General features: G+C 31.1%; 23 protein-coding genes. 7 read left to right on the plus strand and 16 right to left on the minus strand.

From position 1 onward, the window contains the following. Window positions 1-2: 2 nt before the first annotated feature. The 8 genes from arfB to HXZ69_RS04725 all read right to left on the minus strand — a co-directional run bounded on the left by arfB (window position 3) and on the right by HXZ69_RS04725 (window position 9,322). Window positions 3-395, minus strand: a complete 393-nt coding sequence (arfB, locus tag HXZ69_RS04690) for an alternative ribosome rescue aminoacyl-tRNA hydrolase ArfB (protein WP_286495197.1) — start codon at window positions 393-395, stop codon at window positions 3-5. Next, window positions 395-1,576: an MFS transporter gene (locus tag HXZ69_RS04695; RefSeq protein WP_286495198.1), complete on the minus strand. Its 1,182-nt coding sequence runs from the start codon at window positions 1,574-1,576 to the stop codon at window positions 395-397. The genes arfB and HXZ69_RS04695 overlap by 1 nt, the downstream gene beginning before the upstream one ends. A 1-nt stretch (window position 1,577) precedes the next feature. Continuing rightward, complete coding sequence (locus HXZ69_RS04700) at window positions 1,578-2,531, minus strand: aldo/keto reductase (protein ID WP_286495199.1); 954 nt, start codon at window positions 2,529-2,531, stop codon at window positions 1,578-1,580. 261 nt (window positions 2,532-2,792) lie between these two features. Next, a complete protein-coding gene (locus HXZ69_RS04705) occupies window positions 2,793-5,825 on the minus strand; it encodes a sensor histidine kinase (RefSeq protein ID WP_286495201.1) in 3,033 nt (1,010 codons plus the stop codon). After that, window positions 5,812-6,606: a LytR/AlgR family response regulator transcription factor gene (locus HXZ69_RS04710; RefSeq protein WP_221856275.1), complete on the minus strand. Its 795-nt coding sequence runs from the start codon at window positions 6,604-6,606 to the stop codon at window positions 5,812-5,814. Before HXZ69_RS04710 ends, HXZ69_RS04705 begins: the two co-directional genes overlap by 14 nt. Window positions 6,607-6,686: 80 nt before the next feature. Then, window positions 6,687-7,841, minus strand: a complete 1,155-nt coding sequence (locus HXZ69_RS04715; RefSeq protein WP_286495202.1) for an MFS transporter — start codon at window positions 7,839-7,841, stop codon at window positions 6,687-6,689. An 8-nt stretch (window positions 7,842-7,849) separates the two neighbouring features. After that, window positions 7,850-8,239 carry an SMU1112c/YaeR family gloxylase I-like metalloprotein gene (gloA2, locus tag HXZ69_RS04720; RefSeq protein ID WP_125349274.1) on the minus strand — a complete coding sequence of 130 codons (390 nt, stop codon included), beginning with the start codon at window positions 8,237-8,239 and terminating at the stop codon, window positions 7,850-7,852. 3 nt (window positions 8,240-8,242) lie between these two features. Continuing rightward, on the minus strand, window positions 8,243-9,322 hold the full coding sequence (locus tag HXZ69_RS04725) for an NADH:flavin oxidoreductase/NADH oxidase (protein WP_286495203.1): 1,080 nt from the start codon (window positions 9,320-9,322) through the stop codon (window positions 8,243-8,245). Window positions 9,323-9,619: 297 nt separating this feature from the next. Between HXZ69_RS04725 and HXZ69_RS04730 the strand changes: the two genes are divergently transcribed. Beyond that, window positions 9,620-10,954, plus strand: a complete 1,335-nt coding sequence (locus HXZ69_RS04730) for an NAD(P)/FAD-dependent oxidoreductase (protein ID WP_286495204.1) — start codon at window positions 9,620-9,622, stop codon at window positions 10,952-10,954. Window positions 10,955-11,025: 71 nt separating this feature from the next. Here HXZ69_RS04730 and HXZ69_RS04735 read toward each other — a convergent pair whose 3' ends face one another. The 8 genes from HXZ69_RS04735 to HXZ69_RS04770 form a co-directional block, all read right to left on the minus strand. Continuing rightward, complete coding sequence (locus tag HXZ69_RS04735) at window positions 11,026-11,673, minus strand: hypothetical protein (RefSeq protein WP_125349271.1); 648 nt, start codon at window positions 11,671-11,673, stop codon at window positions 11,026-11,028. A 145-nt stretch (window positions 11,674-11,818) separates the two neighbouring features. After that, window positions 11,819-12,604: a zinc ribbon domain-containing protein gene (locus HXZ69_RS04740; RefSeq protein WP_115000894.1), complete on the minus strand. Its 786-nt coding sequence runs from the start codon at window positions 12,602-12,604 to the stop codon at window positions 11,819-11,821. Between the two features lie 2 nt (window positions 12,605-12,606). Continuing rightward, window positions 12,607-13,704 (minus strand): Nif3-like dinuclear metal center hexameric protein, encoded by a 1,098-nt coding sequence (locus tag HXZ69_RS04745; RefSeq protein ID WP_502875735.1) that lies wholly within the window; start codon window positions 13,702-13,704, stop codon window positions 12,607-12,609. Beyond that, window positions 13,701-14,189 (minus strand): GNAT family N-acetyltransferase, encoded by a 489-nt coding sequence (locus HXZ69_RS04750; protein WP_221856269.1) that lies wholly within the window; start codon window positions 14,187-14,189, stop codon window positions 13,701-13,703. The genes HXZ69_RS04745 and HXZ69_RS04750 overlap by 4 nt, the downstream gene beginning before the upstream one ends. After that, on the minus strand, window positions 14,161-15,192 hold the full coding sequence (locus HXZ69_RS04755) for a phosphotransferase enzyme family protein (protein ID WP_286495205.1): 1,032 nt from the start codon (window positions 15,190-15,192) through the stop codon (window positions 14,161-14,163). Before HXZ69_RS04755 ends, HXZ69_RS04750 begins: the two co-directional genes overlap by 29 nt. A 6-nt stretch (window positions 15,193-15,198) precedes the next feature. Beyond that, window positions 15,199-16,134: a nucleotidyltransferase family protein gene (locus HXZ69_RS04760; protein ID WP_260392464.1), complete on the minus strand. Its 936-nt coding sequence runs from the start codon at window positions 16,132-16,134 to the stop codon at window positions 15,199-15,201. Beyond that, a complete protein-coding gene (locus tag HXZ69_RS04765) occupies window positions 16,109-17,479 on the minus strand; it encodes a Gfo/Idh/MocA family protein (protein ID WP_286495206.1) in 1,371 nt (456 codons plus the stop codon). The genes HXZ69_RS04760 and HXZ69_RS04765 overlap by 26 nt, the downstream gene beginning before the upstream one ends. Before the next feature lie 82 nt (window positions 17,480-17,561). Further along, window positions 17,562-18,446: a ChaN family lipoprotein gene (locus HXZ69_RS04770; protein ID WP_221856264.1), complete on the minus strand. Its 885-nt coding sequence runs from the start codon at window positions 18,444-18,446 to the stop codon at window positions 17,562-17,564. A gap of 74 nt (window positions 18,447-18,520) precedes the next feature. Between HXZ69_RS04770 and HXZ69_RS04775 the strand changes: the two genes are divergently transcribed. The 6 genes from HXZ69_RS04775 (at window position 18,521) to HXZ69_RS04800 (ending at window position 23,718) form a co-directional block, all read left to right on the plus strand. Beyond that, window positions 18,521-19,417 carry an ABC transporter ATP-binding protein gene (locus HXZ69_RS04775; protein ID WP_221856261.1) on the plus strand — a complete coding sequence of 299 codons (897 nt, stop codon included), beginning with the start codon at window positions 18,521-18,523 and terminating at the stop codon, window positions 19,415-19,417. Window position 19,418: 1 nt separating this feature from the next. Continuing rightward, a complete protein-coding gene (locus HXZ69_RS04780) occupies window positions 19,419-20,249 on the plus strand; it encodes a DUF2705 family protein (RefSeq protein ID WP_286495208.1) in 831 nt (276 codons plus the stop codon). Between the two features lie 98 nt (window positions 20,250-20,347). Continuing rightward, window positions 20,348-21,373: a DHH family phosphoesterase gene (locus HXZ69_RS04785; protein WP_286495210.1), complete on the plus strand. Its 1,026-nt coding sequence runs from the start codon at window positions 20,348-20,350 to the stop codon at window positions 21,371-21,373. Next, window positions 21,373-21,900: an FKBP-type peptidyl-prolyl cis-trans isomerase gene (locus HXZ69_RS04790; RefSeq protein WP_115000909.1), complete on the plus strand. Its 528-nt coding sequence runs from the start codon at window positions 21,373-21,375 to the stop codon at window positions 21,898-21,900. The genes HXZ69_RS04785 and HXZ69_RS04790 overlap by 1 nt, the downstream gene beginning before the upstream one ends. Window positions 21,901-21,925: 25 nt before the next feature. Continuing rightward, window positions 21,926-23,005, plus strand: coding sequence for a peptidylprolyl isomerase (locus tag HXZ69_RS04795; RefSeq protein ID WP_286495213.1), 1,080 nt, complete (start codon window positions 21,926-21,928; stop codon window positions 23,003-23,005). A 101-nt stretch (window positions 23,006-23,106) separates the two neighbouring features. Continuing rightward, complete coding sequence (locus HXZ69_RS04800; protein ID WP_286495215.1) at window positions 23,107-23,718, plus strand: glycoside hydrolase family 2 protein; 612 nt, start codon at window positions 23,107-23,109, stop codon at window positions 23,716-23,718. Window positions 23,719-23,731: the final 13 nt, after the last annotated feature.

The following is a 23,731-nucleotide window of genomic DNA, read 5'->3' on the forward strand; positions in this document are numbered from 1 at the left end:
TTCTAAAATTTAAACCTACGACAGTCTTTTTTCTCAGCTTGTTGTTTCTTTTGATTCAGTCTTTTTTGCTGAGAAGCTTTAGTAGGTTTAGTCTTTTTTCTAAACTTTGGAATAATCAATGCTTTTTCAACTAATTCTAACATTTTCTTTGTTGCAGATTCTTTATTGTCCAATTGAGAGCGAGATTCTTGCGAATTGATTTGTAAAAATCCTTCTGAATTAATCTTATTTTTTAGCTTTTCTGTGATTAATGCTTTTTCTTCATCAGAAAAAAATTGGGAAACTTCAACGTTCCATTTTGCTAAAACCATCGTTTCAACCTTGTTTACATTTTGCCCTCCTGCACCGCTACTTCTCGCTGTTTTATATGTTATTTCATAAGAAAAATCTTTCATCACTTATTATTTTTATTGAATAAAATATGAGAAATCAAACAGATTAAAGTAAAAAAAACGCCAACAGCAACCACTCCATTCCATTGAAATTTATCCCACGCATTTGCTGCAATAAATGTTCCTAAAGATCCACCAATAAAATAGCTTGTCATGTAAACTGTATTCACTCGATTTCCTGCTTTGGCATCTAATCCAAAAATAATGGTTTGATTAGAAACATGCATTGCCTGTAAACCTAAATCGATCAAAATTACACCAACAATTAATCCCCAATATGTATAGCCAAATTCATAGAAAAATCCCCAAGAAATTAGCATAGTAATGATGGAATAAAAGATAATTTTTGATGTTGACAGAACTTTTGAAACTCTACCAACTAATGCAGCAGCTAATGCTCCTACTGCTCCAATTAATCCAAAAGCACCAGCAATATCGCTTCCAACAAAAAATGGTGCTTCTTCTAAGTGAAAAACCAATGTTGTCCAAAATGCACTAAATGCTGCAAAACCTGTAGCTCCACGAAAAGAAGCTAATCTTAATTGTGGTTGATTTTTTACTAAATCTACAATCGATTTCATCAAATTACCATAAGTTCCTTTGAAATTTGGTTGTATTTCTGGTAAAAATATATAGATAAAAATCCATAGAACAAACATTAAAATTGCGCCTATCATATAAACTTCTCGCCATCCTAAATATTCACCAATAAAGCCACTAAAAACACGAGAAAGTAGAATACCAACAAGCAAACCACTCATAACCATCCCGACAGCTTGCGCTTTTTTTTGAGGTTCAGCTAATTCAGCCGCCATTGGCACAAAAACTTGCGGAATAACTGAGGTGAAACCGATTAGAAAACTTAATGGAAAAAGCCAGCTTACAGATGGTGCAAAATACATTCCCAAAAGAGCTGCGATTATAAAAACAAAATCGATTAAGATCATTCGTTTTCGTTTCAGTAAATCTCCTAAAGGAATAATAAACAACAATCCACAAGCGTATCCAATTTGTGTTAACATTGCAATATTAGAAACTTTACTTTCGGAAACATTAAAATCTTTAGCGATTAATGACAATAATGGCTGATTGTAATAATTATTTGCCACAACCAAACCGCTCCCAATAATCATTATCCATAAAATGATTGGAGTTAATTTGGGTTTCATTTGTAAATTTTCCATTCTAATATTCGCTTGCTTCAGTCAAAAGTTTAACATCATCATGAGATAATTGCACATTTACACCTTCTACAAAAGCATCAAGATGTTGTTCCTTAGTTGCACTCGCAATGGGAGCTACAACAGTTTTCTGATCCATTAACCAAGCCAATGCAACTGCCGAATAAGAAATATTATATCGTGTAGAAATAGTTTGTAAAGCGTCCAAAATTTTGAATCCTCTTTCATTCAAATACTTTTTGATTCCATTACCGCGCAAACTTTGTTGTAAATCTTCTTCAGTTTTATATTTACCTGATAAAAAACCACTCGCTAAACTGTAATAAGGGATAACAGCTAAATTATATTTCTCAGCAACAGGTTGCAAAAATTCTTCAAAATGCTGACGATCATACAAATTATATTCAGGTTGCAAGGTTTTGTATTGCGGCAAATTATAAAGTTCTGATTTATCCAACGATTCAATCAATCGCTCCGAAGAAAAATTAGAAGCTCCTATAAATCTCACTTTTCCTTCTTTTATCAATTGATTATAAACGGATAAAGTTTCTTCTACAGGTGTATTTACATCATCATAATGAGTTTGATACAAGTCGATATAATCTGTTTGTAAACGGATAAGTGATTCTTCTACTTCTTTTAAGATATGAGCTTTTGTAGTATTTGGCTTATCTTGAATCATATTTCGTCCACCAACTTTCGTTGCCAAAACAATTTGATCTCTCACTCCTCTCGATTTTAACCAATTTCCGATAATTCGTTCAGACTCTGTTCCAACATTACCTTCCACCCAATACGAATAGTTATTTGCAGTGTCTATCGCATTAAATCCTCTGTCCAAAAATCCATCTAAAATTCGAAAAGATTCTTCTTCATTCAATGTCCAACCAAAAACATTTCCTCCGAAAAAAATTGGTTTTATTTCTAAATCTGTATTTCCTAATTGTACATTTTTCATGGGGATAAAGATAAAAAAAAGCTACTTTGCAGTAGCTTCTTGTTGTAAAATTTTTTGACTCACACGTCGAAAAATGTAACTTTTAAGATACTTTTATGGTGTCTTCATAGGTTTAGAAAACAAAGCATCAAAGTTTAATACTTAGTTTGAAATCGATACAACAAATATATATACTGAATAATATCTATCATTAAAATAGAGTTCAGATTTCGTTAATTCACGTTTCAGCAAGGTGAATTGTGAATTTATTCAGGTGAAATTTTAATCAACTTTCAAAATCATTCGAACTTTTGTTCCTTTTTCATGAAAATTTATAAAAATATTTTCTTCAATATTACGATTAAGCAATTGTAAACGCTCATTAACTATCTTAAGTGCTTTCGAATCGTGAGTTTTATTTTGCGTAATTTGTGTTGTATTTCCCTTTCCATTATCTTCAATGATTATTTCTAAATAATCAATTTTTACACGAATAATCAATTTGATAATCGGTTGTAAATGATTTTGATCAAATGCGTGAACAAAAGAATTTTCGATAATTGGTTGAATCAACATTGGAGGAATTTTGATGCGATAAATATCCAATTGACTATCAATTTGAACATCAAATTCTATTTTATTTTTCCATCTAAAATTCTCAACTTCAACATATAATTTCAAAAAATCAATTTCGTCTTTCAAACTAATTTCATCTTTTGTTGAAAGATTTAACATCTGACGAATCAAGTGAGAAAAACGTCCCAACGAATTTAACGCATTATCAATATCATTATCCAAAATATAAAACTGAATAGAATTCAGCACATTGAAAATAAAATGCGGATTCATTTGCGATTGTAAAGCTGTTAACTTCGTTTCGGTTAATTGCCGCTCTAATTGCAAACGTTGATTTTCTTGAGTATTTTTTTCATTTAATTGACTAATTTTTAATTGATTAAATTTATTTAACGTCTTGATTTTATTTGTATTATAACGATAAATAATCAATCCTAAAGTTAAGACTGACAACAAAATAAAATAAATATTCAAGTAAAAAGGTTCGTCAACATTCAACGAAACCAAATCAATAATTTGTTTTTGTCCATTGCTTGTATCCGTTATTTCTAATTGAACACGATATTTACCATATGGTATATTCCGCAAATAAATAGATGGGTTATAAAAATACTCGTTCCACTTTTCATCAGGATTTACACGATATCTGTACTTATAACTTTGAGCAAAATTAGCATCAACCACAGCAAAATTTAATGTAATATTATTCTCATTATTCTTTAAATTCAAATCTTTATCAATCAAATCAAACCACATAAATTTATCTATTCCAAAAGATTGATCATTAATTTTAAAACTTGTAATTATAATCTCTTTCGACTGATTTTTTTGCTTTAATAAATTCTCAAGATTTAACTTATAATATCCATTTTCAACACCAATTGTAGCCGTTTTTCCGTCAAAAATAGACGAATGTATATCCTTATTTACAAAACCTTGTTCATTACCAATCATATATGTTTTACCATTATTGAAAACGAGTAAATTACGATTGGTTCCAATCAGAATTGAGTTCCCAAAAATGTCAATTGAACTGATATTTTCCCCGCCAATTTCACGAATATTGATTACTTTTTTTGTGATTAATTCATCTCCTTTTACCTCTAAAATATAGACTTTCGCAAATTCTGTTGCAACCAACAACTGATTATCTCCAACGCATTTTATCATTTTAATTTTAGATTCATTAAACTGATTATTTTGCAAATAAGAAATAAAATTTCCATTTTCATACTTGAATAATCCATCCAAAGAAGAACCAAAAAATACAGCTTTTTTATTTTGACAAATCGAAACAACATCTTTCGGAACATTCGCTTGCGTAGCTGAATATGCGTGATATTTTAGATTATTCAGATCATCAAAAACCAAAATTCCTCCAAAAGGATTTGTCTGAATAAATTGATTATTAAAATATGTAAATTGACTTGTTCGATTAGGTAAATAATCTTTGAATTCTCCATTAAAATCTAACTCGAAAAGTCCTAAATTAGTTGCTATAATAAACGAATTATGACGAATAATCATTTTATAAAAACGAAGATTTTTTTCTTTCAAATCAAAATCAATTTCATAAAAATCTTTATTTGATTGACTTAAAAAATCTTTGAATTTTGACTTATTTCGAAGCATATATTGATAAAAAGCATTTCTCTTTATCTGCTTATTGAATACATTATTCTCTTGAAAATAAAGTCCTTCTGGTGTTAAAAAATATTGTGTATTCGCAACTTTTAGAATTTCAATGACTCTTTTATTATCAATCGTTGAAAAATCTAAAAAATGATTAAAATGAACTTCAAAAAGTCCTTTATCAGCACTTCCAACATAAATTAAATCATCCGTTTTACTACTAAAAACTCGATATGGATAATCCGAAGTGATTTTAAAATTTTCTGTTTGATCTGTTATTTTATTGTCCTTTAATTCGGCAACCATTCCATTTCCTGCACCCGTTTCGTAACCAGCTAATAAAAGAGAATGACGTTTATCTGAAATGTTGTGATTTCTAAAAACTGGAAAATCGTAGGTTTTAAAATTCAATTTTTTATTCAAAAAATCGTTTATCGAAATGATATTAAGACCTTTAGAAGATGACAAATACAAATCATTATTATTCAAAAAACTATAATTAATTCGATTGAAAGGATTGACCAACTTCAACTTATCGCGATGAACTTCATAAACACCATGATCTATTGTTGCAACATAAACCTTGTTTTGATATTCGAAAAAAGATACCGCTTCGAACACAATATTGTTATTTTTTTCAAAAGAAGGATTATAAATTTTCTTTGATTTTGTATCAATAATCGAAACGCCACCTTGCGCAGCAACATATATTAAATCATCTAAATAAAATAAATTTCGAACACGATCCGAAACTAATCCTTTCGCTGTATTAATTTGTTCAAAACGTTGACCAGTAAATTTCAATATCCCTTGTCCGTAACTTCCGAACCAAACATTATATTGCTTATCTTCTATTATTGTCCAAACATTATTGTATTGTACTTTCTCGAAGCGTTTCATCATTTTGAAATTGTCCATGTCTTTCACAAATACGCCAAAACGAGTTCCAACCCACAAGATTTTACGAGAATCTTTGTAAACACTCAAAATCTCATTGGCAGGCAAGCCATTTTCGTACGTGTATTGTTTTGTCAGAACATATTGCGCAGAAAGTTGATGAGAGCAATGAAATAAAACAAGTAAAAAAATGAAGTTACGCAACCACATTCGATAAAATTTTATACCCCAAAGAAGTTACAGGAAGATTTGATTCACCATCTTTTGGATGACAATTCAGAATCAATAAATTGTTTCGTTTATCAAATTTTTTAGCAAAATTAATATTAACCAAATACGATCTATTGACACGGAAAAAATTGGTTTGATCAATTAAATTTTCTACCTCTTTCAGCGTTTTAGTTACCATGTACGCCTCTTTTTCAGTAAAAATTGTACAATAACTATCATCTGCTTTACAGTAAATAATATTTTCAATTTTCAGTACCAAAACCTCTGTTATAGATGGAATAAATATAATTCCATGCTCATTTTTGAAAACGTCTTTCAGATTATCAGTTTCTACTTCATCTTCAAAATCATCTGCAATATTAATAATCTCTTTCGTTATTTTTGTTTGATTTTGACGCTCTACAAAACGATTCAATAATACTTTAAGATCAGAAATTGAAATAGGTTTCATCAAATAACCCAAACATCCCCATTGATTTACAGCTTCTAAAATATAGTCTGAATGAGCTGTTGTGAAAATGACATCAAACGTAATATCATCGAAATAATCAAATAATTTAAACCCAAATTCCTCTGGCATGTGAATATCCAAAAAAACGATATCTGGTTGATTTTCCTTAATTTTTTCAACGCCTTCTTTTACAGAATTTGCAGTATCAATGGAAACAAAAAAATCTGGCAAAGCATGTTGAATAATTTTCTTTAACCCTTGTTGAGCAAAGTGTTCATCATCTATAATAAGAGCTTTGTAATGATTCATTTGAGTTTAATTTGTTACAAATATAAACTAAAAAAGGATGCTCCGTAGAACATCCTTTGATTATGATTGAAGTAATATTTTTAAACTCTTTTCGATTTTAATTGTAAAAAGATTGCTGCAATTATTGATCCTACCGAAGCCATAATAAAGCCAACCCACAATTGCGAATTAAATCCTAACCCCATTGCAATCGGAATTCCTCCTAAAAATGCACCTAAAGCATTTCCGATATTAAAACTTGCTTGACCAGCTGCTGCGGCTAAAGTTTCGGATCCTTTTCCGTTATTAATCAACATCATTTGAATTGGCGAACCAATTGTAAACGCAATTAATCCCGTAATAAACGACATAATATAAGCCATTATTTGTATGTGAGAAGTGAAATAAACAATCACTAAACAAATCGCCATCGAAGCAAATGAGATAATTGCAGCTTTATTTGGCGACATGGTATCTGCCAATTTTCCACCTATAAAATTACCTACAAACATTCCTAGACCAATCAAGGTCATAATAATTGGAACTTTTGTTTTGGGTAAATCTGCCACATTTGTCATTAATGGAGAAATGTAACTTATCCACGCAAATAATCCTGAAGTTCCGATAGAAATCATCACAATTAATACCCAAGCTTCCCATTTTTTGAAGAAACTTAATTGCTCTACTAAACTTCCTTTGTTTGTATTTTTAAGATTTGGAACCCAAAGCGAAATCGCTAACATTGTGATTAATCCTAAACTTGCAATAATCCCAAACGTTAATCGCCACGAAAAAACTTGTCCTAATTTCGTCCCTAATGGAACTCCGACTAAATTCGCAAACGTTAATCCCGCAAACATAATCGAAATAGCTTGCGCTTCTTTTCCTTTTGTTGCTAATTGTGCTGCCACAACAGATCCTACACCGAAGAATGCTCCATGAGGTAAACCAGACATAAAACGAGCAATTAATAAGGTATTATAACTTGGTGCGATAACAAAAAGTGAGTTAAAAATGGTAAACAATAACATAAAAAAGATTAATACTTTTTTAGGCGAATATTTACTTGTAGCCATGATCAATGTTGGAGCTCCAACCATTACGCCCATTGCATACATTGATATAAAATTCCCTGCTGTTGGAATTGAAATATTCAAATCTTTTGCAAAATCTTCTAAAACTCCCATCATCGAAAATTCCGTCATTCCGATGGCTAAACCTCCCATTGCTAAGGCAAGTAAACTCTTTTTTACCATTTATTCTTCTATTCTTCGTATAATTCTATCGGCAAACCGTCGGGATCTTCAAAAAAAGTAAACTTCTTTTGCGTGTATTCATCCACACGAATTGGCTCTACCATCACATTCAACTGCGTTAATTTTTCTACTTCATTTTCTATATTTTCCACAGCAAAAGCAATATGTCTCAATCCAGAAGCTTCTGGTCGAGAAACACGTTTTGGTGGATTAGGAAAAGAAAATAATTCGATGCAGTAATAATTTTGCAAAGCTAAATCTAATTTATAAGAATCACGTTCTTTTCGGTAAACTTCTTGCACAATTTCGAATCCTAAAATTTCTGTGTAAAAATGTTTTGATTTTTGATAATCCGAACAAATGATTGCAATATGATGGATTTTTTTTAATGCTAACATAATTTATGCGTAATGATTATTTTTTGCTCTTTCATATTGTGGCAACCACTTTATATCTTCTTCTAACTCTTTTGCAGCACGTAATGCAAAATATGGATCGCGTAATAATTCTCTTCCTAAAAAGATTAAATCTGCTTCTTCATTTTGAAGAATTTCTTCGGCTTGTTTTGGCTCAAAAATTAATCCAACAGCTCCAGTAATGATTTCGACTTGGTTTTTAATTTCATTTGCGAATGGAACTTGATAATTTTTTTTGACATCAATCTTTTGATGACTCACTCCTCCTCCAGACGAAATATCAATCACTTCTACTCCATTTTGTTTTAAAATCTTACACAATTCTATTGTTTCTTCTAAATTCCAACCATTTTCTGCCCAATCCGAAGCTGACAAACGAACCCAAAGCGATTGAGTTGTAATATATTTTTGCATTTCAGCAACAATTTCCAACACAAAACGAATTCTATTCTCGAAACTTCCACCATATTCATCTGTTCGATTATTGATTAAAGGCGACAAAAATTGATGAACCAAATATCCATGCGCACCATGAATTTCTAAAATTTCAAAACCAGCTTTTATCGCGCGTTCAGTTGCTTTTCCCCATTCTTTTACAACATCTTTAATTTCAGAAATTGTTAATTGATGTGGAATTTCATCCGATTCATTAAAAGGTAAATTAGAACTCGAAACTGTTTTCCAACCATTTTTTTCGTCAGATTTTATTTGATGGTGTCCCAACCAAGGCTTTTCTGTACTTGCTTTTCTTCCTGCATGCGCTAACTGAATCCCAGGAACACAATTGTATTTTTTAATTTCGGAAGTTAATTTTTGATACACTTCAATATGTTCATCTTTCCAAATTCCTAAATCGCCATACGAAATTCGACCATCTGCAATAACAGCGGTAGCTTCTTGTATAATCGCCGAAACATTGCCAACTGCACGCGAAACATAATGTTGAAAATGCCAATCATTTGGAAAACCATCTTCCGAAGAATATTGGCACATTGGCGACATAATAATTCTATTTTTTAATGAAATAGATTCATTTATACTGATTGATTCAAATAATTTGCTCATTACTTGTTTTTTTGACTTAATTAATTTGGAATAAAATTCGTGAATTTGATTGATTTCTTAAAACGATTCAGCTTAAAAATTGTTTAAATTCTAATCTTTCAACAAAATTAAAAAAGCTTAGAAATACATGAAATCACAAATAATTTTAACAATTTATTTAAAACTGACAAAAAACATAAATTTAAAAAAATCTAATAATCAATCCGATATCATAGTAAATATCTAAGGTTCAGAATAATTTTTAATAAATCTTTCATTGTTTCTTAGTTTGTTCGTAATTTTACAAAAAAGTGAATTTTGGAAAAGAAAAAGATTGTCATTTTAGGTGCTGGATTTGCCGGACTTAAATTAGCCCGTAAATTAAATAATAACCCACACTTTTCTGTTACACTTATTGACCGTTATAACTATCATCAATTTCAACCTCTTTTTTATCAAGTTGCTACAGCAGGAATAAACGCTAGTGATATTTCGTTTCCTATACGAAAAGTATTTCAAGGAAGTAAAAATGTCAGCGTACGATTAGCTGAAGTAACAGCTATAAAAAAAGAAGCTAATATTGTTGAAACCACAATCGGAGATTTTTCTTACGATTATTTGGTTATTGCCATGGGATGTACCACAAATTTCTTTGGTAATAAGCAAATTGAGGAATTATCATTCCCAATGAAATCCACAAACGAAGCTTTAACGCTAAAAAACAGATTGTTAACAAATTTTGAAAGTGCTTATTCTGCTGAGTCAGAAGAAGAATTAGAAGAAATTTTGAACATTGTTGTTGTTGGTGGTGGACCAACTGGAGTAGAACTTTCTGGTGCAATTGCACATATGAAAAAACACATTCTACCAAAAGATTATCCAGATTTAGATTTCTCTAAATTGAATATTTATTTGATTGAAGGAAGTCCTAATTTATTAGGACCTATGTCTGATTTAGCTCATAAAAAGTCTCACGAATATTTGACAAATATGGGAGTGCATATTTGGACAGAAGGACGAGTTACAGATTATGATGGAAAAACTATTTCCTTAGCTGACGGACGCACAATCAAAACAAAAAATTTAATTTGGTCTGCTGGTGTTACAGGAAATATTCCTGAAGGAGCTGTGTCTCAAGAAGAGTTACAAAGAGGTAACCGTTTTAAGGTAGATCGTACAAGTAAAATTATTGGAACTGATAACATATATGCTATTGGTGACATTTCTTGTATGGAAACACCTAAATATCCTCATGGACATCCTCAATTAGCACGTGTTGCTGGGGATCAAGCTATGAATTTAGCCAAAAATTTCAATAAAATTGGACAAGGTTTATCAGAAGATAAATTAACTTTATTTGAATATCAAGATCCAGGATCTATGGCTACAATAGGAAAACATAAAGCTGTTGTTGACTTACCTAAATTCTCTTTCTCTGGACGTTTGGCATGGTTTACATGGATGTTCTTACACTTAATGTTAATCTTGACTGTTCGCAACAAACTGGCTATTTTCTTTAATTGGGCTCAAAATTATTTTACAAATGATTCATCATTACGTATTATTGTTCGTCCAACGAAAAAAGATTTTAGATTTAATTTGAAAGGTTATCGCCGTTTTCCAAAGAATCGTGATAAAGAAGTAGAAGCTTAATCAAAAAAGTATATCAATAAAAAACTCCGCTAAATATTTAGCGGAGTTTTTTGTATCTATGAATTGAAATTTTATTTTCTTGCAGAAGGTGTTCTCACTCCTGTTTTTACTCTTTCTGTTGATGCAGATTTTGCACTTACAGCATCTTTAGCAGATTTGCTGTATAATTGGATAAAATCAAATAATCCATCAAAATCACCAGTCAATGTTTTACCATTCGAAACTCTCAATGCAAAGTTTGTAGATAATAAACTTCTGTTATAAGGGTCAAAATAATTTTTTAGATTAATAGATCCAGAAGAAAAATCTGTATCTAACAAAGCAAACGTTCCAGAATTAAGAACTGGCACATAATTTTGCATTATAGGATCTTCATAATATTCGATATAATCCAATCCTCTATCATTATTTTCTGTTACGTAAGATCCATTAAAACTTAAATCACCTCTTTGGAAAATTTCTAAATACAAATAAGCTCCATTTAATTTACCATTCTTAGGAACTGGATTTGTAGATAATTCTACACTATAATAAAATCCGCCATCAGCCTTTTTTATATCTGCAACAACTGCATTTCGAAGCGGAAATGATACACCATCATAATTGATTTGTCCAACATTAACAATTTCAGGTTCATAATAGCCATCATCATTATTCACACAAGATGTTAATGAGATAGACGAGACAGCTAACATTGCTAAAAATATAATTTTTTTCATAATTTCTAAATTTTCAAACTAATTATATTGCCAGTATTACAAATAGCGTGCTAAAAAATAACAACAACTAGTTTTAGCATAAAAAAAGTGTTACACAATCGTGTAACACTTTGATATTAAATAAAATATTTTTTAACAAAGAAAATTATCCTTTGATAATGATTTCCATTTTTTCTTGCTCTTCTAAAGCTAATTCCAAATCAACTAAGATACGTCCTGAATGTTCGTCAGCGATAATTTTTTTACGTTGAGCGATATCCATTTGTCTTTGTGGTGGAATTGTAAAGAAAGATCCCGCAGAAGCTCCACGTTGTACAGGAACAACAGCTAAACCATTTTTCACAGAATTTCTGATACGGCTGTAAGCGTCTAATAATCTTTGTTCGATTTTAGCAGAATATTCAGAAGATAATTTCAATAAATTACTTTCTTCTTTTTCTGTATCTTTTACAATTGTATCCAACTCAGCTTGTTTGTGAGATAAATGCTCTTTCATTGAGTTTAATTTTGCATTAAATTCTTCAACTTGTGCATTTTTTTGAGAAATTTTAACTGTAAACTCACGAATACGTTTCTCAGATAACTCAATTTCCAAACCTTGATACTCTACTTCTTTCGCTAAAGCATCAAATTCTCTATTGTTTCGTACGTTATCTTGTTGTTTCGTGTATTTTTTAATTAAAGCTTCAGCATTTTTGATTGCTTCTTTCTTCAATTTAATTTCTTCATCCAAACCTTTAGTTTCGTCAACTATTTTTTGGATTCTCGTTTCTAATTGTGCAACATCGTCGCTCAAATCTTCAACTTCTAAAGGTAATTCACCTCTTGTGTTTCTGATTTCATCTAAACGTGAATCAATTAATTGCAAGTCGTATAACGCGCGAAGTTTTTCTTCTACGCTTAGTTCTTTGATATTTTTTGTTTCAGACATAGTTAACAATAATTAACAGGATTGGTATTAATTCCAGAATTAAAGACCACAAAATTAGTAAATTTTTCTTTAAGATACGAAGTTATTAAGTTTTTTGTAAACTGTTCCGATTCAAAATGTCCAATATCTGCCAAAACAAGCTTATTTTCAGCTGTAAAAAAATCGTGATATTTCAAATCAGCCGTGATATAAATGTCCGCTCCAGCCGAAATTGCATTTTTTATTCCAAATGCGCCAGAACCTCCAAGTACAGCAACCTTCTTTATTTTTTTGTTTAATAATTTCGAGTGACGAATAACGGGTGTATTCATTTGAGTTTTTAGATAATTGAAAAAATCGAGTTCTTCCATTTCATTTTCCAACTCTCCAATCATTCCAATTCCAATATAATTATTTTGATTATTCAACGAAATAACAGAATAAGCAACTTCTTCGTACGGATGATTTTTGAACAAAGCATTCATCACATCACCTTCCAAATGTTGCGGAACAATAACCTCTATTCGCGTTTCGTTTACTGCTTCCAATTTCCCTATTTCGCCAATAAACGGATTTGCACCAGCAGTTGGTCGATAATTTCCTTCGCCTTCTATCGCAAAACCACACGAATCATAATTCCCAATTTTTCCTGCACCCGCTTCATACAACGCAAATTTCAATTGCTCAGCATGTTCTGTTGGTACATAGGTAATTAATTGTTTGATAGTTTGCAATTTTGGAATAAGAATTTTCGTATTCAATAAAGCTAATTGTTCAGAAATCTTGAAATTAACACCAACTTTCGAATTATCTAAAGCTGTATGCGTTGCATAAATATTAATTCCATTTTTGATTGCTGTCATCACTGCTTTTTCAACATAATTTTTTCCGTTCAATTTCTTTAAACCAGAAAAAATAATTGGATGAAAACTCATAATCAAATTACAATTTTTCTCAATCGCTTCTTCCACAACTTCTAGTGTTGTGTCCAATGTTACCAAGATCCCTGTTACCTCATCATTGTAATCACCAACTAGCAATCCAACATTGTCAAAATCCTCTGCATACGCCAAAGGCGCTATTTCTTCCATCGCCAAAGCGACATCTTTTACTCGTATCATTTCTCTTTTAAAAGCAATTTTTCTGTAGGCAAATCATTTTCGATACCTTTCCAATACGATTCAAAATTAAACTTTTCTAACAACTTTCTTGAAGCAACATTATCAGGATCGATGACAGCCATTACTTGCAAATCAGGAAATTTTTCTTTTGATTCTACTAATAAATGTTCGCAAATCATTGATCCAAAACCTTTTCTCCAAAATTCTTTTTTCAATAAATAACCTATTTCAAGTGAATTTTCGATATGTTTGTTATACACCAATTTACAATCACCTAAAAGTGTGTCGTTTTCGTCATAAACCTTAAAAAAACCAAGGTTTTCGTTAACGCTACCTTTTTCTAAGATTGATGTAAATTTGTGATTTGCTTGCTCTTCATTCAAACCTTTTCCAGAGATATATTTCATCACTTCGTCGTCCTGAACAAGTTTAAAAAAGTTATTAAAATCTGTAGGTTTATATTTTTCGAACCGAATTTTCTTCATGAAATTTTGTTAATGCTTTTAATAAATTGATTTGATTAATCGTACGATTTAGATTTTGTTTTGGATAAGAAATCGAATAATAAATATCGTTTTCTAAATAATCTGCCAAAAATCTAACCACCTGAATATAAATCACAATATACGCAACAAAATCCATATTTTCGATCTCTATTGGTTGTAAATCATATTTTAAATGTTCTAAAAACCCATTTTTAACCGCTTTATAATAATCAGGTTCAAACAATTTTTCAGGATTAGGATCGTCTTCAGCTTTCAGGTTTGCGTATGTACGAATCATATCTCCAAAATCGCACAAAATATTCCCTGGCATTATTGTATCCCAGTCTATCACAGCGATTGCTTGCGAATGATTATCATTATTAAATAAGAAATTACTGATTTTAGCATCAGCATGAACGACACGCTTTGGGAAATCTATTTCTAAATACTTTTCAACTTGATACAGATTATCCAAAATATAAGCAACTTCTTCTTTCGTTTCTTCTAAACGCTCTGTTGAAGCATTTTTCAATGCATTTTTGAAATCATTTACACGTTTATGATAATCTAAAAACCCGACAATCGAAGGATAAATTTCATCAACATTAACATCTAACAAATACGAATGAAATTCACTAATTGTTTTCGCCGCTTCATACGCTTGTTCCGCAGATTCCACTTTCTCAAAACAAATAGAATTTGGAATAAAAGAAGTCATTCTCCAAGTTTCTCTATCTTCTTTTGCTAATAAATTTCCTTGCAAATCTTTTACAATTTCGATTACCGAATTTTGATAATTCTTTGCTTTTAGATGGCGAGAAATGATGTCAATATTGTTCGAAATTACTTCTGGTTGAGGAAAAACGTGCGTGTTTATTTTTTGTAAAATATATTTTTTTCCTTCATACTCAACTTCATAAGTAGAATTAATCCAACCAGAACTGATTGGATTAATACTAACTTGATCTATATTTTCGAAATAATGTTTTAATATTTTCTCCATTATATTTTATGTCCAAAGAGAATTTGGATATTTTTGATCATTGATTAAATTGTGAATAGAATTTACTACAACTTCTCTATCTTCTGGATAAGTCATTCCGAACCAATTGTCATCCGATTTTTCTACAATCACTTCCAATTGATCTTCTTTGATCATATCATTTACAACTTTCGGCAAGAAAAATTCTGCTTTCAATTGAGAAGCATTTTCGTGAAGAAATTCCTCAAATTTATCTTCTAATTTTCTGAAAATAGAAGGATGTAAAACAAAGAAATTCATCGATACAGCCGTATCTCCATCTAATGGTAAAACGTTATCATCTTCTTCGAAAACAATTTCTCCATTTTCGTTAGAATAGATATTTGTACGTTCTACAACATTCTCCAAATGACCGTTAGTTACAGTACATACTCCGCGAGAAACAGAACCATTTTCGCTAATCGTATTGGCCAATTTGTACGCAACCATACCATAAGTATTTGCAGTGATTTTTTCGTTTTGAACCAATTCACTTGCTTTTTCAAATGCTTTACGACCATAAAAATCATCTGCATTAATTACAATAAATGGATTGTTTAAATGATTTTTTGTAATCATTAACGCATGTCCAGTTCCCCAAGGTTTTTCACGTTTTTCTATTGTATCATAAATTCCTCTCGGAACAGATGTATACGTCGTTTGAAGAACAAATTCTACTTTACCTCCATTTTTTTCAATTAAATTTTGAAAATATTTTTTAGTTTCTGCATTAAATTGTTCATTAATAATGAATACAAAATGTTTTATTCCGCAAGAAAAAGCATCGAAAATTGAATATTCCATCAACGTTTCTTTACTTGGTCCAATTGGATCAATTTGTTTTTGTCCTTTGTAGCGGCTTCCCATTCCACCTGCTAAAATGACTAATGATAAGGTTTTAGAATCCATAATCTTCTGTACCAAAAACTGGTTTTCTTGTTTTATATTTTCCTCTTGTAAAGTCTGGCATTTCTTGAGAAGTACCATTTCCTTCGATAGATTTTTCACTTAATGGTGTTACTGCATACCAAGTTGCTAAATCATATACATCGAATGGGAATTCTTTGTTTGCTTTAATACATTCGATAAAATCATTCATTAAGAAGAAATCCATTCCTCCGTGCCCAGCACCTTCTGCCTGAGTTTCGTATTTTTTCCAATATGGATGATCGTAAGTTTTTAAATGATCTTCTGAACTTGCCCATTTGTGAGAATGTTTCATTTCATCTTCGAAATAAATGAAACCTTGACTAAATCCTCCTGAACCGATATCTTGCCAAATACCATCAGTTCCTTGAATACGGAAACCTAAGTTATATGGACGCTGTAAAGATGTATCGTGCGTTAATAAGATTGTTTCTCCGTTTTCACATTTTAACATTGTTTGAACGATATCTCCTTGTTTGAATTTAACTTTTGCATTTGGATGATCTACACCTCCATTCTTCACGATATAATCAGTTAAACCAGCTTGTTGAGAAGCCATAGAAGTTAAATGTGTAATTCTATTTCCACGGTTAACATCCATCATTGTACCGATTGGTCCTAAACCATGCGTTGGATATAATTCTGCATTACGTTTTACATAATGATTTGTACGCCAAGCAGCTTCAGAGAAACCTTTGTCTCCAAATTCAACTCCACCACCATAAGGTTGTTTACCATCATTAAATAATACATTTCTTAAATCGTGTTGGTAACCACCTTGTCCATGAACAATTTGACCAAACATTCCTTTACGAACCATATTCATTACAGCCATAACATCGCGACGGTAACAAACATTCTCCATCATGAATACAGGAACTTTCGTTTTTTCGTATGTATCTACGTAATCCCAACATTCTTGTAAATTCATCGCTCCACACACTTCTAAACCTACAATTTTACCCGCATTCATTGCTGCAATTGTTTGCTCAGCGTGAAATTCCCATGGCGTAGCTATAATTACAGCATGCATTTCTTTATTCTTATATAATTTTTTATATCCATCTAAACCTTTAAAATACTCTACAGGTTTTTTATTATGTTTTGCAAAAATTTTGTTTGAACGATCAATCATTCGTTGATCTGGTTCAGCGATCCCAACAACTTCTACATCATTTCTTTTTAATAACTCATCTAAATGTACCTGCCCTCTCATTCCACAGCCAACAATTCCTACTTTCACCTTATCAATTTTTGATGAAAAATCAAATAATGAATCTGGTGATACTAATGCTACCGTAGATGCTGCAGCAGTCGATTTAATAAAATTTCTTCTGTCCATAGTTGTATTTAATTGTTTGCTTTATTTTTTAAAATGCAAAATATGAAAAATAATCAATAAAACTTTCTGCTTATAAGTAAAATTAGTAGGTTTTAGGCGAATCCTTAGGAAATACTATAATAAATTCTGTCGTAGTAACATTTTCGTTTTTAGATTTAATTACAGATAATTTTTCATTTAAATCTTCACTTTCTAGAATTTCAATTACGGCGATTTTGAGCTCAGGTCGAAAATATTTCAAATACCAATAAATTCCGCCATAATTTTTAGAATGATAATCACCATTGTAATGAATGAATAGATTATTTTTCTTCAAATTATTCAAAATTGATTCTGCCATTGTTGCATCCTTTGTAGCTTGTGCTGCAACAAACTGTTTTGCCTTCACTCCAGCATGATCTCCCATCATTTTAATCATCTCAGGATAACCAGGTGCATCATAATCTATGGTAATAGGAAGTTTCGCAATAAAGGCTTTCTCATTATTTGGAACTGTATCCAAAGCTTCAAGTCCATTCTTAGCGACATACGAAGCATATTTGCGCGTTACATTAGTTGCTACAAAATCTAAATTCTTTTCTTTCGCAAAATCAACAAGCGGTTTGTAATCTGTTTTGTAATTATTCCAAAGCTTTGTACTCTTTTGAAACTCATCATCCGTCGTTTTGCTTTTCAAATAATTCGTTAAATCATTTTGTTGATGACGCTCGAACATTTCTGCTCCAAGAATCAGTTGTTTTCCTTTTATCTTATACAATTCTTTTGTCGTTTGCAATTGCAACCAATGATTTACCGCATTATTATGATGTTCACCAAATAAAACAACATCATATTTTGCTAATTCTTTAATCATTTTATCAAAATCAACTTTCTTTTCTTGTTGATTATAAATTTGATAAGTTTTTCCGTTTTGCGCTTTAGCCTGAATTGTTAGTACAATTAATAAGGTATAAAGTATCGTTCTCATGTTATTTAAATTAATTCTAAATTGTAACAAATTAACAAAAAACTCTACATATAAAGAAAACAAATTCAACTACTATGAATAAAGTTCTTGAAATTAATCAACTTACTAAAAAATTTGGCAGTTTTACAGCGGTCAACAATGTCACTTTTTCGGTAGAAAAAGGAAACGTTTATGGATTACTTGGTCCAAACGGAAGTGGAAAATCGACAACATTAGGAATGATTCTTAATGTAATCAATCCTACAGCGGGTTCGTGGAAATGGTTTGATCAAGAACCAGATAACGATTCATTAAAAAAAATTGGTGCAATTATCGAAAGCCCAAAATTCTATCCTTATTTATCAGCAGAAAAAAATCTTGAAATTGTTGCTGATATTAAAGAAGTTAATTATGGAAAAATTGACGAAAAACTTGAATTAGTTGGATTACTTTCTCGTAAAAAAGATAAATTTCAACAATATTCGTTGGGAATGAAACAACGTTTGGCAATTGCGGCTGCGTTATTAAATGATCCTGAAGTGCTGATTTTAGACGAACCTACTAATGGTTTAGATCCACAAGGAATTATTCAGATTCGTGAATTGATTATTAAAATTGCTCAACAAGGAACTACAATTATTCTAGCAAGTCATTTATTAGACGAAGTCGAAAAAGTATGTTCGCATGTAGTGGTTCTGAATCAAGGAAAAATGCTTTATGCGGGTTCTGTAGATCAAATGAATTCAAGTTTTGGAAGTATAGAAGTTGCTGCGCAAAATATGGAAAGTTTGGAATATACACTAAAAACGTTCTCATTCGTTTCAAAAGTTACCAAAGAAAACAACAAACTTTTTGCTGTTTTATCAGAAGAGAAAGATCCAGCAGAAATTAACAAAATGCTTTATGAACAAGGAATTATCGTGAATCATTTAGTAAAACGTAAAGAATCTTTAGAACAACAATTTTTCCAACTAATCCAAAAACAGAACTAACATGAAAAGATTATTTAGCATAGAATGGAATAAATTATTCTACAATAAAGGAACGCGAATTTTCATCATTTTATATTTTGTGATGATTCTGTTAATGGGAATTACGTTACCGAATTTCAAACCAAATATGAATGAAATTGAAGTTGATTTAATCAAATTGGGAGCATTAGAGTTTCCTATAATTTGGCATAATATTACGTGGTTAATTGGTTTTGGAAAATTCTTTTTAGCTATTATTGTTATTAATAATATTACAAACGAATACTCTTTCGGAACTTTCAAGCAAAATACAATTGATGGTTTATCTAAAACTGAATTTTTAAACACAAAAGTTTTGATGAACGTTGTGATAACTTTGATTTCTACACTTTTAGTTGGCGTTTTAGTTTTTGCATTAGGTTCTATTTTTAGCGAAAAGTTTGATTTTGTAAACGGAATCGAATTCTTAGGAGGATATTTCGTCGAAATCTTCGCTTATATTGTATTCGCCATGTTTTTATCATTCCTATTAAAGAAAAGTGCTTTTGCGATTTTATCTTTAATTGTTTTGAATATTATAGAATCTGTTGCTAAAGTTGTTGAATTTTTAGTTCGTTTTGGTAAAAATCCTCCAAAAAATCCTGATGAAATTAAAATCTTAACTAATTATTTACCACTTAATTCAAACGGAAAAATAATTGATTATCCTTCTGTAGATATACAAAAAGCAATTATGGAAGGAAAATTATTTGTTGCGGATCATGTACAATGGGAATATTTTGCTACAAATGTTTTCTACATCATTTTATTTCTTGGTTTATCCTTATTAATTATCAAAAAAAGAGATTTATAAATTATAAATATTTCATAAAAACAAGAAAACCTCCAAATTTGGAGGTTTTCTTCTTCAAAGCAATTTACAATATCACTTGTTTGTTTATCTTTGCAACTATGCAAATGACAAATTTCGAAGAGCTAAAAGCTCTGTTAAAATCAACCCCAAAGAAAATTGCAATTCTACCGCACAAAAATCCTGATGGAGATGCGATAGGTTCTACATTGGCGATGTTTCATTATTTGAATAAATTGGGACATACGTGTAACATTGTTTCACCAAACGATTTTCCGAAGTTCCTAAAATGGATGCCTTCTGCAAAGGAGATTGTAATTGCAGATTACCGACCAAAAGTTGCAGAAGCTATTATACATCAAGCTGAGTTGATTTTTATCTTAGATTTTAATACTGTAAAACGAATTGATGACTTAGGAAACTGGGTTGAACGTTCGAAAGCTCCAAAAATATTAATCGATCATCACCGCGAACCAGATACATTTGATTTTATGTATTCGGATATCGAAATGCCTGCGACTTGTCAAATGGTTTATAATTTTATCGAAGCGATGAATGATTTAGATAAAATTGATAAAGGCATTGCAGAATGTATTTACACAGGAATGATGACTGATACAGGTGGATTCCGTTTTCGTAATACATCAGCAGATACGCACAGAATTGTAGCAGAACTGATTGACAAAGGTGTAGAAGTTGACAAAGTAACTTCGTATGTAAATGATTCACAAACACAAGGACGTTTAAAGTTATTATCATTAACCTTAAATAATCTAACTTTTTTACCTGAATATCGTACTGCATTTATGTTTTTAAAACGTGAAGATTTATTAGCAAATGGTTTTCAAAAAGGAGATACAGAAGGTTTTGTAAATTATGGTTTGAGTGTAGAGAACTTTATCTTTTCTGTAATTTTTATTGAAGACACACATCATAATTTCATTAAAATTTCGTTACGTTCGAAAGGTGATTTTGATGTGAATAAATTCTCTCGCAAACATTTCAATGGCGGCGGTCATATGAATGCTTCAGGAGGTCGTTCGGATATGAATATGGAAGAAACAATTGCTTATTTCCAATCCCTTTTACCAGAATATCAAGAAAAATTAGCTAGTATCGTTATCTAATGAAAAAAGTTATTTTATTCACTTTCGCTGTTTTTGCGTTGATGAGTTGTGATCAAAAAGTCATACAATATCCCGTTTCATATTCCAATGACGATTTTATGAAACGTTCGCAAGAACGTGGAAAATTATTGCATCAAGAAGAATTACAATGGTTTGATGATTATATGAAAACATCTGACCTAAAATTTGTTAAAACGAGTTCGGGCTTTTGGATTTCAAATAGTGGTCAACGAACAGCTTCTACAGCAAATAATGGAGACTACATCGAATTTGAATATCAAGTAACTGATCTCGAAAACAACATTTTATATTCGTTTAACGATAATAAAGTTCAGAAAATAATTTTAGGAAAAGCTGATATTGTGAGAGGTTTACAAGCTGGTTTGCAATTAATTCCTGAAGGTGAAACTGCTAAATTATTATTACCTTCGTTTTTAGCTTATGGAGGTTATGGTGATACACAAAAAATTGCGCCAGACTCGCCTATTATTATGGATGTAAAAGTTTTAAAAATAAAAAAACACTAATAAACACAAAAACTGTAAAGTTAAAATGAGAAAAATATTATTAATCTTAACTGTCATCACTACCCTTGTTAGTTGTGGCGTTAAAATTCCAAAATCGATGAGTAAAGAAGAATTTAAAAGTTTAGAAGACGGATTGTATGCAAAAATGACAACAAATCATGGTGCAATGACAATCAAATTATACGAAGAAGAAGCGCCAATGACGGTTGCTAACTTTGTTGGATTAGCAGAAGGTACAAAAGAAAATAAAGCAAAAGCAAAAGGAGTTCCTTTTTATGATGGAATCATTTTTCACCGTGTGATCAAAGATTTCATGATTCAAGGTGGTGATCCAGATGGTATTGGTACAGGTGGACCTGGTTACGATTTCGAAGATGAGTTTGAACCAACTTTAAAACACGACAAAAAAGGTGTTTTATCTATGGCAAATTCAGGACCAGCTACAAACGGTTCTCAATTCTTCATCACAGAAGTTCCTACACCATGGTTAGACGGACGTCACACTATTTTCGGACAAGTTGTAGAAGGTTTAGACGTAGTTGATTCTATTGCAAATGTAGAAAAAACGCCAAGTGATAAACCAGTTGTTCCAGTTGTAATTGAGAAAGTAGAAATCGCTCGTAAAGGTGATAAATATGCTAAATACAACGGAGCTGAAGCATTTGAAGCTGCAAAAGCTAATCACGCAAAAAAACAAGCTGAAGCTGAAGCGAAAGCAAAAGCTGAAAAAGATGCAGAAATTGCTCGTCAAAAAGAATTAGAAGCAAAAGCTCAATCAACTCCTTCTGGATTAAAATATGTAATTTTAGAAGAAGGTAACGGAGCAAAACCAATTCAAGGAGATCCAATCCAAGTACATTATACTTTACGCTTAAACGATGGTGAAAAATTAGATTCATCTTACGATCGCAATCAACCACTAGACGCAACAGTTGGTGTTACAGGATTAATCCAAGGTTGGATGGAAGCATTAACAATGTTCAACAGAGGTTCTAAAGTTTTCTTAATTATCCCTGCCGAATTAGGTTACGGATCAAGAGGTGCTGGAGGTGTTGTACCACCAAATGCAACTTTATATTTTGATATGGAAGTTTTAGATAAATAATTTATCTATTCAAAATAAGTAGAAAAGCCACTCAAATCGAGTGGCTTTCTTTTTTGCCTACATTTTTGAAATTACTATTTTTACTGCTTATCAAAACTCACATGAAAAATTTAACATCTCTAATTTTACTCTTTATCGGTTTACAAATAGTAAATGCACGAGAAATAGTAAACTTCAACTCTAATTGGAGCTTTAAAAAAGGGCCATTTACCACTGCAGAAATTAATTACAATTCTATCTTCAAAGGCGATTGGCAATTGGTTCAAGTTCCACATACATGGAATGCAACTGATATGCAAACGAACCAAGTTACACCTGGTTTTTATAGTACAAACGAGCGTTTTTATGTGGGTGATTCGTATTACAGAAAATCTTTTACGCCAAAAACAAACTGGAAAGGTAAACGAATCTTTATCAAATTTGAAGGTGTTGGAGCAAATGCAGAAGTTTACATGAATAATTCTCCTTTAAAATCAACTCAAAATAAGAACAAAGTAAGCTATCAAAGTGATGTAAACAACGGAAATTATAATTTTGTAGGTCGTCATCAAGGTGGATATTCTGCTTTTGTTTTGGAATTGACAGGAATGTTAAAATTTGATCAAGAAAATGAAATTTTGGTTAAAGCTAATAACGAAGAAAATCCAGCAATTATTCCTGTTAATCATGTTTTATTCCTGTTTATGGCGGAATTTATCGTCCTGTTTCGTTAATTGTTACTGATCC

Source organism: Empedobacter sp. R132-2 (assembly GCF_030324375.1).
GTDB lineage: Bacteria > Bacteroidota > Bacteroidia > Flavobacteriales > Weeksellaceae > Empedobacter > Empedobacter falsenii_B.

Bases quoted from the DNA above. Each gene is read 5' to 3' on its own strand.
- arfB (WP_286495197.1), bottom strand. From the start codon at position 395: ATGAAAGATTTTTCTTATGAAATAACATATAAAACAGCGAGAAGTAGC.
- HXZ69_RS04695 (WP_286495198.1), bottom strand. From the start codon at position 1,576: ATGGAAAATTTACAAATGAAACCCAAATTAACTCCAATCATTTTATGG.
- HXZ69_RS04710 (WP_221856275.1), bottom strand. From the start codon at position 6,606: ATGAATCATTACAAAGCTCTTATTATAGATGATGAACACTTTGCTCAA.
- HXZ69_RS04755 (WP_286495205.1), bottom strand. From the start codon at position 15,192: ATGGAGAAAATATTAAAACATTATTTCGAAAATATAGATCAAGTTAGT.
- HXZ69_RS04715 (WP_286495202.1), bottom strand. From the start codon at position 7,841: ATGGTAAAAAAGAGTTTACTTGCCTTAGCAATGGGAGGTTTAGCCATC.
- HXZ69_RS04790 (WP_115000909.1), top strand. From the start codon at position 21,373: ATGAAAAAAGTTATTTTATTCACTTTCGCTGTTTTTGCGTTGATGAGT.
- HXZ69_RS04700 (WP_286495199.1), bottom strand. From the start codon at position 2,531: ATGAAAAATGTACAATTAGGAAATACAGATTTAGAAATAAAACCAATT.
- HXZ69_RS04735 (WP_125349271.1), bottom strand. From the start codon at position 11,673: ATGAAAAAAATTATATTTTTAGCAATGTTAGCTGTCTCGTCTATCTCA.
- gloA2 (WP_125349274.1), bottom strand. From the start codon at position 8,239: ATGTTAGCATTAAAAAAAATCCATCATATTGCAATCATTTGTTCGGAT.
- HXZ69_RS04780 (WP_286495208.1), top strand. From the start codon at position 19,419: ATGAAAAGATTATTTAGCATAGAATGGAATAAATTATTCTACAATAAA.
- HXZ69_RS04740 (WP_115000894.1), bottom strand. From the start codon at position 12,604: ATGTCTGAAACAAAAAATATCAAAGAACTAAGCGTAGAAGAAAAACTT.
- HXZ69_RS04750 (WP_221856269.1), bottom strand. From the start codon at position 14,189: ATGAAGAAAATTCGGTTCGAAAAATATAAACCTACAGATTTTAATAAC.
- HXZ69_RS04800 (WP_286495215.1), top strand. From the start codon at position 23,107: ATGAAAAATTTAACATCTCTAATTTTACTCTTTATCGGTTTACAAATA.
- HXZ69_RS04770 (WP_221856264.1), bottom strand. From the start codon at position 18,446: ATGAGAACGATACTTTATACCTTATTAATTGTACTAACAATTCAGGCT.
- HXZ69_RS04785 (WP_286495210.1), top strand. From the start codon at position 20,348: ATGCAAATGACAAATTTCGAAGAGCTAAAAGCTCTGTTAAAATCAACC.
- HXZ69_RS04795 (WP_286495213.1), top strand. From the start codon at position 21,926: ATGAGAAAAATATTATTAATCTTAACTGTCATCACTACCCTTGTTAGT.
- HXZ69_RS04725 (WP_286495203.1), bottom strand. From the start codon at position 9,322: ATGAGCAAATTATTTGAATCAATCAGTATAAATGAATCTATTTCATTA.
- HXZ69_RS04705 (WP_286495201.1), bottom strand. From the start codon at position 5,825: ATGTGGTTGCGTAACTTCATTTTTTTACTTGTTTTATTTCATTGCTCT.
- HXZ69_RS04745 (WP_502875735.1), bottom strand. From the start codon at position 13,704: ATGATACGAGTAAAAGATGTCGCTTTGGCGATGGAAGAAATAGCGCCT.
- HXZ69_RS04775 (WP_221856261.1), top strand. From the start codon at position 18,521: ATGAATAAAGTTCTTGAAATTAATCAACTTACTAAAAAATTTGGCAGT.
- HXZ69_RS04765 (WP_286495206.1), bottom strand. From the start codon at position 17,479: ATGGACAGAAGAAATTTTATTAAATCGACTGCTGCAGCATCTACGGTA.